Genomic DNA, 13,818 nt, shown 5'->3' with positions numbered 1-13,818 from the left:
ATGCAAACCTCCTACGTTTGACTTAGATTATAAGCAGGTTCTTGCTGTTATACCCTTCGAAATCTCCCACAATAGCAAGCTTAACATGATCGTTCACGTATTTCTGCACAATCTCGCAGTTCTATAATAAGCAAGAATTATAGACTGTAATTTCTATGATACAATGGGGTTATTTCCTAACCAAACTAACTCTCGTGACATGCGAAGAAAAGAGGAGTCCATGGACACAAAGTGGCTGGAATGGGCCAAACAGATTCAAGCTATCTCACAAACAGGTTTAACCTATGCCAAGGATGTTTATGATATTGAGCGTTATGAGGAATTTAAACGTATTAGTATTGATATCTTAAGCAACTATACCTCTGTTAGCAAAGAGAAAATCTCACTTACATTTGCTAGTGATTCAGGTTACGCGACCCCTAAAGTCGATATACGCGGTGTTGTTTTCAGGGAAGACAAAGTACTTTTGGTTCAAGAGAAAATAGATGGGGCCTGGGCATTACCCGGGGGATGGAGTGACATCGGCTTATCACCATCAGAAGTAGCTGTGAAAGAAATTAAGGAAGAAGCCGGTTTTGATGTTGTACCGATGCGGTTGTTAGCCGTATTGGACAAAAAATTCCATGGACACCCACCTGAGCCATATCACGTATATAAAATGTTTATCCGATGTGACATTATAGGAGGGCATGCGGAAACAGGGGTAGAAACCAGCGCAGTTGATTTTTTTTGCTATCGACGCTTTACCTGAATTATCATTGGAACGAAATACGCTGGAACAAATTAAAATCATGTTTGAATTTCTTGAACAACCTGATAAAGAAGTAATTCTGGATTAAAATAATAACCCCTTCAGCTTCCCGACCTTAGTCCATCAATTCCTGATGTCTATAGTACATGGTATGCCATAAGGGGTTATCACTTTGACTTTGATAGACTATAAAACCTTACCCAGAAACGCCTTGGTCCGCTCATGCTGGGTATTCTGAAAAAGCTCTACAGGCGTGCCTTCTTCTACAATATATCCGCCATCCATAAAGATCACTCGGTCCGCCACCTCACGGGCGAAGCCCATCTCATGCGTAACAACAATCATCGTAATCCCCTCGTGAGCGAGGTCTTTCATCACTTGCAGTACTTCTCCAACCATCTCCGGGTCCAGTGCAGACGTAGGTTCATCGAACAACATCACACTAGGGTTCATGGCGAGTGCACGTGCGATGGCCACACGCTGTTGTTGTCCACCAGACAACTGCTCGGGGTAAGCATCCCTCTTCTGAGATAGTCCGACCTTGCTGAGCAGTTCCATTGATTTTTTCTCATTCTCGGCCTTATTCAGTTTCTTGATATGCTTCGGCGCGAGCATGATATTCTCCAGCACGGTCAGATGCGGGAACAGGTTGAACTGCTGGAACACCATGCCCACATTGGTTCTCAGCTGATCGATATCCGTCTTGGGTGATGTCACCTCTACACCGCCGATGGTCACCTTCCCAGACGTCACACCCTCCAGCAGATTGAGACAGCGCAAGAACGTGCTTTTACCAGACCCGGAAGGTCCGATGACACATACGACTTCTTTTTCCTGAATCGTTGTGGAGATATCCTTCAATACCTCATTGGCACCAAACTGCTTTTTCAGATTCTCTACGGTAATCATCGGATTGCATACCTCCTCTCAATGAACCGGGAAGCCCGGGACAATAGCACAATGATGATCAGATAGAATATGCCCACCACACCCCAGATTTCGAAAGCCCGGAAGTTGGAGGAGATAATAATCTCCCCGCTCTGCGTTAATTCGGCGATACCGATCGCCGACAACAGCGATGTATCCTTAATCGTAATAATGAACTGGTTCACAAAGGTAGGAATCATGCGCCGGGTTGCTTGAGGCAACACGACCAGTCGCATCGTCTGAAAACGAGTTAAACCCAGGGATCGCGCTGCTTCATGCTGCCCATTGCTAATCGAATTGATCCCCGCTCGGAAAATCTCCGAGATGTACGCTCCGGCATTCAGACTAATCGCAATAATACCCGCGGTCATCGCCGGAATGCGCATATCCAGGAACACTGGCAGCCCGAAGTAGATGAAATATACTTGCACCAGAAGGGGTGTACCACGGATGATATCCACGTAAAGTGTAGCTACCAGCCGCAACAATCTATTCAAGGAAGTGCTCATCAGACCTGAGATCAATCCAATTACCATCGCAATGATGAGCGAGATCACGACCAGTTTCAACGTAACAACTGTACCCTCTAACAGAAGAGGTAGTGCGTCTATGATGACTTGCAAGGAGGAGTCCATCCGTACCACATTCCCTTCTATTTAGCCGCTGTTCCTAGGTACTTGCCAACAATCTCGTCGTACTTTCCGTTTTCCTGCAATTTCTTCAATCCGTCATTAATCTTCTTCTGCAACTCTGTGTCACCTTTGGCAACAGCAATGCCGTAGAAGTCACCGTTCAATCGATCTCCAACGATTTTGAGCTTGGCGTTCGGGTCAATGGCAATCTTATAGGAGATGACCGGGAAATCCTCCAGCGTAGCATCTGCGTTTTTGTTCGCGACCTCCTGATACATCGATGGGCTGTCATCAAAATATTTCACGGTTGCCCCATAGGTTTTTGCATATTCATCTGCAAGATTGGCACCTGAGGTTCCTTTTTTAATTGCAATCGTTTTTCCTTTTAAACCTTCAGGACTTTGGATGTCCGCGTTATCTTCATGTACGATTAAGGACAGACCGGCCTGATAATACGGGTCCGAGAAGTCCACCACTTTTTTACGTTCGTCGGTAATGCTAATGCCTGCAATGGCTCCGTCCAGTTGATTCGCCGTAATGGCTGGAATAATGCCTTTGAAGTCCATCGGTTTGATCTCTACCTCAAAGCCCTCTTCTTCCGCAATCGCGTTCATGAGGTCAATATCGATTCCTACATATTTGCCGTCCTTCTGGAACTCAAAAGGGGGATACGTTGCATCGGTACCAAATGTGTATTTCTCAACAGCTGAACCACTTGCCGACTGGGCACTATTCTCTTCACCCGATTTCGCTGCACCGCAGGCACTAAGTGTTAGAGCAAGAACGGACGCCATTACAATGGATGCTACCTTTTTCATAGAAAAACCCCTTTTCCGAATTAGATTGGGATCGACCGAATCGACCATTTGTATTTATGTACGTATTGTAATTTGCTCCCTACGCGAACTTACATGATCCTACATAAAATAATTACAACTTATGAAAATTAAATTAACATAGAGTGTTTTTTTGATAGTTAAACGCGAAAAAGTGCTAATAAAAGATCTTATTTCAGCATTTTATGTAAGGTTATATAACAATAATGAGCGTTAAAAATACAAAAACCGAACATCCGTGAAGTGTTACCTCCGGGATTTCGGCTTTTGGATATGAGATATCATATCTCAGTTATTCAGTTATTCATCTTTTCAATCGTCTCCATATAGAACACATGCAGGAACTTTTTGATATTCACCTTGCCTTTGTCGGCTGCCTGATCTTCTTCCATGGCTCTCATCTTCACTCGAACATCCTGAAAGTCAAAGTAGAGGGGCGCATAATGCTCAAACTTGTGGTTGCTATAGTCGGTGAGTCCAATCGAGGCCATGTTCGTTAACGCGGCAATTACCGTTCTGCGAATACGTTGTTCCATCGCCTTACTCTCTTTCTCCACATCTTTGGGCGTAGACTTGTACGTCTGGGCCACTGCTTCGTATGACTCCTTCAGCGGCGGCCACTCCCCGGCGCGCTTCTGATCAATTGCATATTCCATAAGGGCCACTATATCCTTGCTGCCACTTTCTCCGATGATCCCCAGATCCATCAGAATGCTCCTAGCCGCATCTCGCACCGAACGACCTTGGGCAGGGGCTGGCACCTCCACCAGATTTAATCGGGCCATTGACTGCTTGATCTCCAGGACGTAGCGTTCATACTTCCACTGTTCATTCACTTTGCTGAGCACATGCTCCACTTCTACCCGATTAATCGGTTTATGAATGAAGAATTCAATTCCGTTCTGGTAGGCAGCACCTACCATCTCCTTGTTCTCCACCTGAGAGATCATAATGAATTTGCCGGTATACCCGCTGTGCTTCAGTTTCGCAACCGTCTCAATTCCGTCCTGATCCGGCATCAGTAGATCAATCAGTACCACATCGGGTCGCAGATCCATAATCATCCGTGCCCCTTCTATGCCGCCCTCTGCCATGCCTGCAAGCTCGCCGATTCCACAGGATTCAATGATATCATGCAGCATGCTTCGGCTGACCACATCATCATCCACGATCATGATAGAAAGTGTCATCGACATCGCCCCCCTTGATTAGATTCATTTTGGGAATAGCTATAACAAATGTAGTCCCTTTCCCTTCCGGAAGGCCCGAGTCTACCTTAATGTATCCCTCCAATGACTGAACGATATCACGTACATGGGACAGGCCAATGCCTGTTGCGGCAATGCCGACTTCATTGAACTTCGTTGTATAGCCCGGTTCAAAGATCACATCCCGTTTGGCTTCAGGTACGCCTTTTCCAGTATCCATCACGACCAAATGCACGTCATCTCCCTGCTCATACACATGAATTCGGACCTTCCCATCGTACTCAATCGCCTCTACCGCATTGGCAATCAGGTTGTTCATGACCGTTAGAAGAGGAATGTAATACGGAGACTCACAATCATACTGTTGCTCGATGTCGATCTCCACCTGCTTATGCAGCATCTCACTATATTTTCGGTTTGCTTTGCTGGCAAAGTTCAGCACTTCGGACAAGCTCATGTTGACCGCTTTTTCGTTATCATATAATTTCAGCAGACCCGCAAGAATCCGTTGTGAATCCTTCTTCACTTCATGAATCTGCTGAGCAATGCCCAGTGTGCGCTGACTGTATTGGTTCATCTCCTGCTCTCGAAGATCTCGATATAGATCATAGCTGTCTGCCGTAATGCCTTCGATCGTATTCATTGCTTTTTTCAAGTAAAACACCTCGCCATATAGACCTGAGTTTACACTCAGCATCTGCTCCATCCGTTTCTCCTGCTCTGCATGCAAAAGCCGCATCTGTCTCACCGCAAAGCTGTTGTACAGCCCAATTATAAAATAACTTCGCAGACCGCCCACCACAAGCAGATACAACCATTCCTTCATATAAAAGATATTGGTCCCACTTAACATGCCGCGAAGTAGCAGCTCAACAAGGTTAGAGGAAAAGTCGATACAGGTAATCAGGCCGCCGAGCAGAAGAGGCTGCATTTCATGGAATCGATGCCTGAGCTTGCTAAGACCATAGGCAAAGACTACATAATACACGCCTGCCCCCAGATTGTCCCGCATGCTTTCCAGAATGGATACGGTCTGTACATGATTGATGAGATCTGCCGACTGAAACAGGAAACTTGCCATACCTGTCAGGATTCCTGTCTTCACATAAGACAAATGTGGCATAATCATCAGCAGAAATAAAAAGATGCTAACCCCCAGGCCGATTCGGAAGTAATCTTCCCGAAACGGATTTATCTTGAATTGCGCCCCTACTGCTGTGGCAAAGGCAATGGCCGTCATCTGCACATTCTCGTTTTTGACCCAATTGCGCATCGATCTCTTCACCCACTATAACAACGTTTAGCGCCCAATGCCGGATTCCGCGCTTCTAATGTTAAATATACTAACATATGAATGATGCATTAGAAATAATTAAAATTAGGGAATGAATAAGAGCGCAACACAAAAAGGCCGGAAGTTTTCACTTCTACGGCCTTTTCTTTATACTTCGTTCGGAATATCAAAGGATACCATCGTCCCCTCACCCGGCTCACTCACGATCGATAATCCCTGACCATACCGTTGCAACAATCTGCGGTTCGTATTCACAATGCCTATTCCGCCTTTTCCACCTGGCGTAGCATGTAGCAGCTCTGCAACCTTCTCCGGTTCCATGCCTTTGCCATTATCCTTCACCTCAATACGGGTATAACCCTCATGGCGAGTAATGGATAGGCATACTGTCCCACCCACATTTCGGCTTAATAACCCGTGTCTTACGGCATTTTCAATCAAGGGCTGAATCGACAGCGGCGGGAGAAGTAGAGGAAGATCCGGCTCTACGTTTAGTACCACGGACAATCGATCTTCAAATCGCGTTTTCTCAATAAAAAGATAAGCTTCTACGAGTTCCAGCTCGTATGATAATTTCACCAGTTCCCCTGTATTGAGATAGTTGAAGCTAATTCGTAAATAGGATGAAAAAGCCTCACCAAGCTTCCGCATATGCTCTGTATCAATATCACTTAGGACCATAAGTGAATTCAGCGTATTGAACAGGAAATGCGGCTGGATCTGAGCCTGCAAATAAGCAGCCTCCATGCGTAAGCGCTCCTGGATGGACTGATTTAACATGGTCAATGCACGTATCCGATATTTTAGCTCCAGCGCATCTACAGGCTTCGTGACATAATCATTGGCTCCCGATGCAAAACCGGTATATATATCTGGTGGCTGGCTTCGTGCAGTTAACAATAACACCGGAAGTTCTGACATGGAGAATTGTTCACGCACCTTCTGGGTTAATTCATATCCGGACATATGGGGCATCATCACATCCGTTATGAGCAGATCCCACTGGCGTGTGCCCAGCAGTTCCATCGCTTCCTGGCCCGACCGGGCCGTAGTTATGGTGTAGGGTTCATTCGACAGAATGCTGACCAGCACATCCAGATTAACCGGATCATCATCTACAGCCAGAATGGTGGCTTTCCCCTCTTTTAACAACGGAGCCATTTCTTCTGTCGCCATGACTTCTTCGTCCCCCATACCTGAGCGGGGTAACAGGAATCCGCTAGGTGCATCTTGCATCATCTCCGCGGCCTGTTCCCATATCGGAGGAAGCTGTGACTGAGTCTGATGGGTGGTTTCATTCGCGAGCGACAGATCGAAGCTGAATATCGAACCCTTTCCGAGTTCCGAGTGAACCGTTAGTGCCCCGCCGTGCAATTCAACGAGCTCTTTACATATGTTCAGTCCAAGCCCGATGCCTTGTCCATCGCTTATTCCATATGACCCTTGTTCATACGGAAGGAAAATGCGCATCCGCGTGTCCTCATCCATGCCAATGCCGGTATCCGTCACATGAATCAGAGCCTGTCCTTCACGAATTTCGGCACTCACGGATATCGTCCCTTCCTCAGTATGTTTAAGCGCGTTATGCAGCAGATTATACAAAATCTGAACGAGCCTTTCTTCATCAGCCATGACCGGCGGGAACGATTCCGGAATCTTCATATGAAGGTGGACCGGTTTGCGTTCCGCCATGAATTGAAGCATGGCGATAATACCTGGCACAACCGACTGTATGGAAAGAGGAGCCTGACGTAACACAATACGATGTTCCTTCAGCCGGACTACATCCAGTAGATCACCGAGGAGATGGGACATCCGCCGACCGATCGTAATCAGCAGTTCCATATCCTCCAGGCTCCGTCCATCCAACTTGTCCTTCTCTCGGGTGACTACATTGTGAGCGATGTTAATGATCCCGTGCAGCGGAGTCCTCAGTTCATGTGAGGTATTCGCCAAGAACTGATCTTTAATTTTGTCACCCTTCTGCAGTTCTGTATTCAGCTTGATGTTCTCCTTGGCATTTCTGAAGTATTTCTTGAACCAATAGGCGGAGAAGCCGGTAATGGCAAAGATGATGTCAATGGGATAATAGACTGTTGTCACATCTTTCGATGTCTCACTTGTACTCCACAACATATTGGATATGATGCCTCCGGCTGTCAATAGTAGGAAAACCATATCTCGATCAGCCTGTTTCCTAAAGAGCATGACACCTACAATGTACAGGAACCAGAGAGAAGAGACGAGAAAGAATAAGTCGATGAAAGCGTAATGAACCATGGCATAGACAACGTGAATGGGCACAGCCAAAATAACAGCAATATAAGCCAATGTCGTGACAATGCCTAATTGAAGGATCTTTGTTGGGATATGTACCACGGTCAATCTCTGGAACAACAGCAGAATACAGGCATTTTGCAGCAGCAGACCAATCAGACGAAGCTTGATCCCCCACGTATAGTTAATAGGGAGCCATAACATCAGAATGTTATCATGACCAGCCATAACCACGATGCCCACAGATAAGGTTAATATAGCTGCAACAAGTAAGGCTCGCTCCTGGGGGTTGAACACAAACAGAATACAGGCATACATACCATGAAGGAGTAGAACGAGAAAAATGGCCAGTTGAAAACCAATGGAATACCAACGTGCGTAATCAACCGCCGCCTGGGAACCGAAGCGAACGGGTTTGCCGATCCCTCCTATGTACGGGCTATCATAATTAGCTACACGAATGAGTAATTCAATCTCGGTGGTTCCGTCATGTTCATAGGTCGCCGTATACGAGTTACTTCTCGGTACATATGTATCTGCATCCTCCGATATCCTCCCCATTCCACCTGTGATATCCCCATTGAGTTCAATCTCGGATGAACTTCGAATGTTTTTGAACCAGAAGGCCACAGGTGTTTGGAGGGGATCCGTCAAAATGCGTAATCGGTATGTGGCATAGCCAATGGCACTCTCCAGATCCCGATTCTTCTCGACATTTTCCCAATTGCCCGGAACTTGAACTACACCTGCCGCAGCTCCTCCCCTACCTGAAATATCCTTACTGGTCAGTAATTCATTCGAATATAGTTCCCATTCTCCATTCAGATACATGATCGGCGTTCGCTCCAGATCAACACCTCGCAAGTCAAGTACACCATTCACAGCGTGATGCTCATCCAACGCAGGGAAGAACTGCGACCAGACCCAACGCATGCCAACCAATGCCACTAAAATAATCGACAGGATCAGAACATATTTGAAACGGCTTGCGGACTTTGGTTGTCGTAACCTCATTGGATACGCTGTCCTGACTTGATCAGTCCCAGCTTCCAGTCCCTGTACCATTCGCGGACCTCTTCACTAATCGGTATCTCCAAATCTTGCTCCATTCTGGTAGTTAAGAGACGATACTGCTCCTCCACACCGAGATCGTTGTGCATTTCATCATATAACTTCATTAGAATAAAATAACTTTCTTCTTCATCCGGAAGCATATGCTGGATGCGTCGTGTACTCTCAATCACTTTATCCGTCAGTCCATGCTGCTGGTAATACAGACTTAGTTGTCTCATATGATACAGCCACAGATAGCGTAATCTTTCCCGCTCAGGTTCAGCCCACATGTATTCATAATTACCAAGATAGGTACCCTTATATAGATGAAGCGCTTGCTCATAGGCATGAACGGTACTTGCGTCTACGGCCTTCCATTGCCTGATTTCCCGTTCCCACTGCTCACTATCCAACTGAGCCTCACCCAATTCAAGTCGATAACCTGCCTCCAGGTGTCCACTTTGAATCTTAATCATATCCATATTGCAAGTTTTCAGGGTTTGGCGGACATGATACATCGTAGTGTAGAGTTGGTGTGCCGTCTTCTCCTCTTCCATTCCCGGCCACAGAAGCTCCAGCAGAACACTGCGATGAATAACCTGGTTCCGATGGTGAAGCAGGTATGCAAACAGCTCCTGCGCCTTGCTTGTGCGCCATTTGGCAACCTGAATATCCTTGCCTGGAAGCTTAAACTGAATCTGATTAAAACAGCAAATCAAAGGTACGTTTGTATCCTTTGAACGCTGCTCGCGTTTTACACTCAGTTTCTCTCTTACACGACTCACCGTCTGCTTCAATCGATCTTTTTGGATAGGCTTCATGACATAGTCCAAGGCCTGAAGTTCGAAAGCATGTACCGCATATTGATCGTAACTGGTTACAAATATAATCTCTGTGCCGGATGATACCGCCTGAATCTGTCTACCCAGATCCATCCCATCCATCTCTGGCATATGGATATCCAGAAATACAACATCAGGTCTGTGCTCCACAATGCCTGCGATAGCCTCTGTTGGATTCATATATGTAGCAATAATTTCGATGTCGCTTACTTCTTTTTCTAGTGATTTTTGAAGGCCTATCAACGCTAGACGTTCGTCGTCAACCAATATCACTTTCACAGGAGCTTCCTCCTCGACCCTGAGGTCTTGAGATTTATTTTCATTATTATATCATAGGCATTTTAAGTATTATGGTTATCATTTCCCAATTTCAATTTCTAGCAATTTAATTGTATAATATTAAATAGAAGACAGGTTAACAATCCGGTCTGGAAGAAAGGAAGGTTTCATATGTCAGATGCGAATCAAAGCTTCGGGCAAGCCCTTGTTAAATCATTAGTGGGGGAACGCGGTCATATCCGCATCGCCCATGCTCTACCCGATATCGATGTCACACTTGCTGCTCGTACGCACGAGGCCATGCCTTATACGATCTATCAGTTGGTGAAACATATGCATTATTGGCAGCAATTCATGCTCGAACACTTGGAAGGACGCAAGCCACAGCCCCCTGCTAACGCGAGTGAGAGCTGGCCTGAGGAGAAAGGCCCTCAGGACGAAGCAACCTGGAAGGCAGATATTCAGGCATTCCTGGCTGGGGTTGATCAAGCGGTAACCATTGCAGAAACAGCACAATTAGATGAGCCACTACTTTATTTCCCGGGGGAAACCAAAGCAGGACTTCTGCGCAATATCGCCTCCCATAACTCGTACCATCTAGGGGAGATTGTTCTACTACGTCGCTTCTACGGTGCGTGGCCGCCTCCAGGTGGCGGATATCCGGCGTAAATCATATTTACATCATATCTAGTGAACGAATATACAGACACATCTAAGCTGTGAAAGGAGCGATTGTTCCTTTTACAGCTTCTTGTCGTTAGAGGCAAGTTACAAGTAACACCTATTGAACGTACAGGTTATAACGCTCGTATCCTGCTCCAGGCTCATATATTACTTCAAAGTACGTATATGACTTTGAGGTGCGTACTTCTCATCCTTCTTTTTCTGGCCCACAATATGAACAGAAGAAGAGAGGAGCATGTCCATTGCAAACCGAACCATCTGTTATCCGCTACACTGCCCTTGTTATCGGTGCTGGAGGCGTCATTGGAAGAAACCTTATTGATTATCTGATGACACTTCCCGAGTGGAATGTCATTGGTGTATCTCGCCGCGGAGGGGAAGATGCCCCCAGATTACGTTATATATCAGCTGATTTACTGAATGAAGCAGACACACAAGACAAACTAAGTCATTTAACGACCGTTACGCATATTTTCTACGCCGCGTATCAGGATCGCCCAACCTGGGCCGAATTGGTACAGCCCAACTTGGCCATGCTCGTTAATGTGGTGAATACGATTGAACCGATCGCTCCAAATCTCCAACATATTAGCCTAATGCAAGGTTATAAAGTATACGGTGCGCATCTGGGCCCATTCAAAACACCTGCCAAAGAAACGGATGCACATCATATGCCCCCCGAATTCAACGTCAATCAGCAGCAGTTTCTCGAGGAACGGCAACCCGGAAACAGCTGGACCTGGTCAGCCCTTCGCCCGTCTGTGGTGTGTGGATTTGCCCTGGGTAATCCAATGAATCTTGCCATGGTTATTGGCGTATATGCGGCTATCTCCAAGGAACTTGGCTTACCACTTCGATTCCCTGGAAAACCAGGAGCGTATCATTCGCTGCTTGAAATGACGGATGCCACATTGCTCGCTCATGCAACCGTATGGGCAGCAACCGATCCGCGATGTGCCAATCAGGCATTTAATATCACCAATGGCGATCTGTTTCGCTGGAATGAGCTTTGGCCCCGAATCGCTGCTTTTTTTGAAATGGAAACCGCACCTCCACTCCCCCTCTCACTTGCAACTGTGATGGCAGATAAAGAAGATCTATGGAAGTCCATGATTGAAAAGTATGGTTTGGTGAACACCCTTTATGATGATGTCTCTTCCTGGGCATTTGGTGACTTTGTCTTCTCGTGGGATTACGATTTCTTCGCAGATGGTTCCAAGGCTCGCCGCTTCGGATTTCATGATTTCATTGACACTGAGGCTATGTTTATGGATATTTTTAGAAATCTACGTGATCGCAATATCCTTCCGTAACGTAAATAAAATGCAAAATAAGCCGATTCCTGAATTCCAGAATCGGCTCATAGCAGTCCCTCAACGTTCCGTAGTCGTTGGTGGCTTAAACAGAATTTTTCCTCGATCACCATAAACATTCTCCACGTGTATATCGCCCCACCTACACATCAGATGAAGAATCTCTTTAAGAGTCCACCCATATGCTGTTAACTCATACTCCACTTTAGGCGGGACCTGGTGATGAGAAATTCGGACAATGACCCCCGCCTCCGTTAATTCACCAAGTTGCTGAGTCAATACTTTCTGGGTGATCGAAGGGATCAGTTTCATCAGTTCACCATTACGTTTCTTGCCAAAGGTAAGATGGAATAGAATAACGGGCTTCCACTTTCCCCCGATCACTTCAAGAAAAGCTTCAACTGCGGTGTTATATACTTTGAGCGGTTCCTCCATATCACCTTCGGTCTCCCTTCGAGTCTATTGCTTAATCTTCCCGATTCATCTTCTCAAAAATACGGACTAGTTGCGCTCGATCCTCTTCGTTTAATTTCTGGAATAAATTCTTACGCAGCTGCTGGCCCTCCAAGATTGCTCTTCCGAGGACTTCGGTCCCTTTATCCGTAATGTTCAAATAAATAATGCGACGGTCCGCTTCATCAACCATTCTAACGACTAGTTCCTTGGCTACCATCTTGTCCGATAAATAACTGAGTGTAGGCGGCGTGAATCCTAATTTTTTTGCAATATCCGAAGGTCGGCTTTTTCCATTCTGATGGAGATGACTGAGTACAAGCACATGAGAGACACCAAGGTCCTCATTAAATGCTTTGTTCCATTGTATAATCAACTTGTTGGTGAAATTATCCATATTGTGTATAAGCTCAAAAATGTTCTGTTCTTCCATTAGATCCTCCTTGAAAAATAAAACAACAGCCCTCATTTAACTTAAGGGCTGTCATCATTTTACACGCTATTGGGCTGAGTAGCCACCATCGATCACCAGTTCAGATCCTGTAATGTACGAAGAATCATCCGACGCCAGGAACAACGCGGCTTTGGCAATATCGATAGCCTGGCCCAGACGCTGCAAAGGCGTTGCCTGAATTAACCGTTCAAGCAGTTCTTTCGATGTGTTCAAGGATTGGGTCATTGGTGTTTCGATGATCCCAGGAAAAAGTGCATTCACCCGAATGCCTTGACGACCAAAGGTGGTCGCAGCGGCTTTGGATAATGCACGTACCGCGCCTTTGGATGCCGAGTAATGGTTAAAACCTTGTCCAATCATAGCCGTGTATGAGGAGATATTGACGATGGAACCTTTTTTCTGGGCTGCCATATAGGGAGTGACATGTTTCATGCCAGCGAATGGGCCGTAACCGTTAATGGAGAGCATTTTCTCCCAATCCTGTGCATTGATTTCCTCAAATGGCTTCTCTGAAGAAATGCCTGCATTGTTGACCAGAATGTCAATTTTCCCAAATCGTTCATTCACGACTTTCGCCAGTGCCTGCCAATCTTCATCCGAAGATACATTCAACTTCATTCCGTACACATTCTCTTTTTGGCTTACTCTCTCCAGTGCTTCCTCATTAATATCTGCTGCAATGACGATGGCGCCTTCCTGCGCAAAAAGATCTACCATGCCCTCTCCGATTCCCGAGGCACCGCCAGTAATAATAGCTACTTTATGATCTAATTTTCCCATGTGGATCACTCCTAACGTATTGTCATTCATGCTTA

Annotated in this window: 13 protein-coding genes and 1 pseudogene; 3 read left to right on the top strand and 11 right to left on the bottom strand. The window is 46.0% G+C overall.

Annotated features, from left to right (window positions below):
• Nucleotides 1–22 precede the first annotated feature (22 nt).
• On the bottom strand, nt 23–109 hold the full coding sequence (locus tag ACX9NY_RS24320) for a DUF4180 domain-containing protein (protein WP_339261566.1): 87 nt from the start codon (nt 107–109) through the stop codon (nt 23–25).
• 111 nt (nt 110–220) lie between these two features.
• Between ACX9NY_RS24320 and ACX9NY_RS24315 the strand changes: the two are divergent.
• Nucleotides 221–839: pseudogene (locus ACX9NY_RS24315) on the top strand (NUDIX hydrolase).
• Nucleotides 840–937: 98 nt separating this feature from the next.
• On the opposite strand, the gene ACX9NY_RS24310 reads toward ACX9NY_RS24315, so the two are convergent.
• The 7 genes from ACX9NY_RS24310 to ACX9NY_RS24280 all read right to left on the bottom strand — a co-directional run bounded on the left by ACX9NY_RS24310 (nt 938) and on the right by ACX9NY_RS24280 (nt 10,099).
• Entirely contained in the window at nt 938–1,660 is a 723-nt protein-coding gene (locus ACX9NY_RS24310; protein ID WP_339238791.1) for an amino acid ABC transporter ATP-binding protein, read from the bottom strand.
• On the bottom strand, nt 1,657–2,313 hold the full coding sequence (locus ACX9NY_RS24305; protein ID WP_074092820.1) for an amino acid ABC transporter permease: 657 nt from the start codon (nt 2,311–2,313) through the stop codon (nt 1,657–1,659). The genes ACX9NY_RS24310 and ACX9NY_RS24305 overlap by 4 nt, the downstream gene beginning before the upstream one ends.
• 17 nt (nt 2,314–2,330) lie before the next feature.
• Nucleotides 2,331–3,128 carry a transporter substrate-binding domain-containing protein gene (locus ACX9NY_RS24300; RefSeq protein WP_472475544.1) on the bottom strand — a complete coding sequence of 266 codons (798 nt, stop codon included), beginning with the start codon at nt 3,126–3,128 and terminating at the stop codon, nt 2,331–2,333.
• A gap of 314 nt (nt 3,129–3,442) precedes the next feature.
• Entirely contained in the window at nt 3,443–4,336 is an 894-nt protein-coding gene (locus ACX9NY_RS24295) for a response regulator (RefSeq protein ID WP_339238793.1), read from the bottom strand.
• Nucleotides 4,308–5,627 carry an ATP-binding protein gene (locus ACX9NY_RS24290; RefSeq protein WP_472475542.1) on the bottom strand — a complete coding sequence of 440 codons (1,320 nt, stop codon included), beginning with the start codon at nt 5,625–5,627 and terminating at the stop codon, nt 4,308–4,310. Before ACX9NY_RS24290 ends, ACX9NY_RS24295 begins: the two co-directional genes overlap by 29 nt.
• 168 nt (nt 5,628–5,795) lie before the next feature.
• A complete protein-coding gene (locus tag ACX9NY_RS24285) occupies nt 5,796–8,990 on the bottom strand; it encodes a hybrid sensor histidine kinase/response regulator (protein ID WP_472475540.1) in 3,195 nt (1,064 codons plus the stop codon).
• The gene (locus ACX9NY_RS24280; RefSeq protein ID WP_339238796.1) at nt 8,936–10,099 is read right to left on the bottom strand and encodes a response regulator; all 1,164 of its coding nucleotides are present in this window, start codon (nt 10,097–10,099) and stop codon (nt 8,936–8,938) included. The genes ACX9NY_RS24285 and ACX9NY_RS24280 overlap by 55 nt, the downstream gene beginning before the upstream one ends.
• 171 nt (nt 10,100–10,270) lie before the next feature.
• Between ACX9NY_RS24280 and ACX9NY_RS24275 the strand changes: the two genes are divergently transcribed.
• Nucleotides 10,271–10,768, top strand: a complete 498-nt coding sequence (locus ACX9NY_RS24275; RefSeq protein ID WP_472475538.1) for a DinB family protein — start codon at nt 10,271–10,273, stop codon at nt 10,766–10,768.
• Nucleotides 10,769–11,025: 257 nt separating this feature from the next.
• Nucleotides 11,026–12,096: an SDR family oxidoreductase gene (locus ACX9NY_RS24270; protein ID WP_339238798.1), complete on the top strand. Its 1,071-nt coding sequence runs from the start codon at nt 11,026–11,028 to the stop codon at nt 12,094–12,096.
• A 60-nt stretch (nt 12,097–12,156) separates the two neighbouring features.
• On the opposite strand, the gene ACX9NY_RS24265 is transcribed toward ACX9NY_RS24270, so the two are convergent.
• The 3 genes from ACX9NY_RS24265 to ACX9NY_RS24255 all read right to left on the bottom strand — a co-directional run bounded on the left by ACX9NY_RS24265 (nt 12,157) and on the right by ACX9NY_RS24255 (nt 13,783).
• Nucleotides 12,157–12,531 carry a winged helix-turn-helix transcriptional regulator gene (locus tag ACX9NY_RS24265; protein ID WP_472475536.1) on the bottom strand — a complete coding sequence of 125 codons (375 nt, stop codon included), beginning with the start codon at nt 12,529–12,531 and terminating at the stop codon, nt 12,157–12,159.
• Nucleotides 12,532–12,562: 31 nt separating this feature from the next.
• A complete protein-coding gene (locus ACX9NY_RS24260) occupies nt 12,563–12,982 on the bottom strand; it encodes a MarR family winged helix-turn-helix transcriptional regulator (RefSeq protein WP_339238800.1) in 420 nt (139 codons plus the stop codon).
• A gap of 66 nt (nt 12,983–13,048) precedes the next feature.
• Nucleotides 13,049–13,783, bottom strand: coding sequence for an SDR family NAD(P)-dependent oxidoreductase (locus ACX9NY_RS24255; protein ID WP_339238801.1), 735 nt, complete (start codon nt 13,781–13,783; stop codon nt 13,049–13,051).
• Nucleotides 13,784–13,818: the final 35 nt, after the last annotated feature.

It is taken from the genome of Paenibacillus sp. CB74, assembly GCF_055687625.1.
This window is presented reverse-complemented; position numbering and strand designations above follow the sequence as displayed.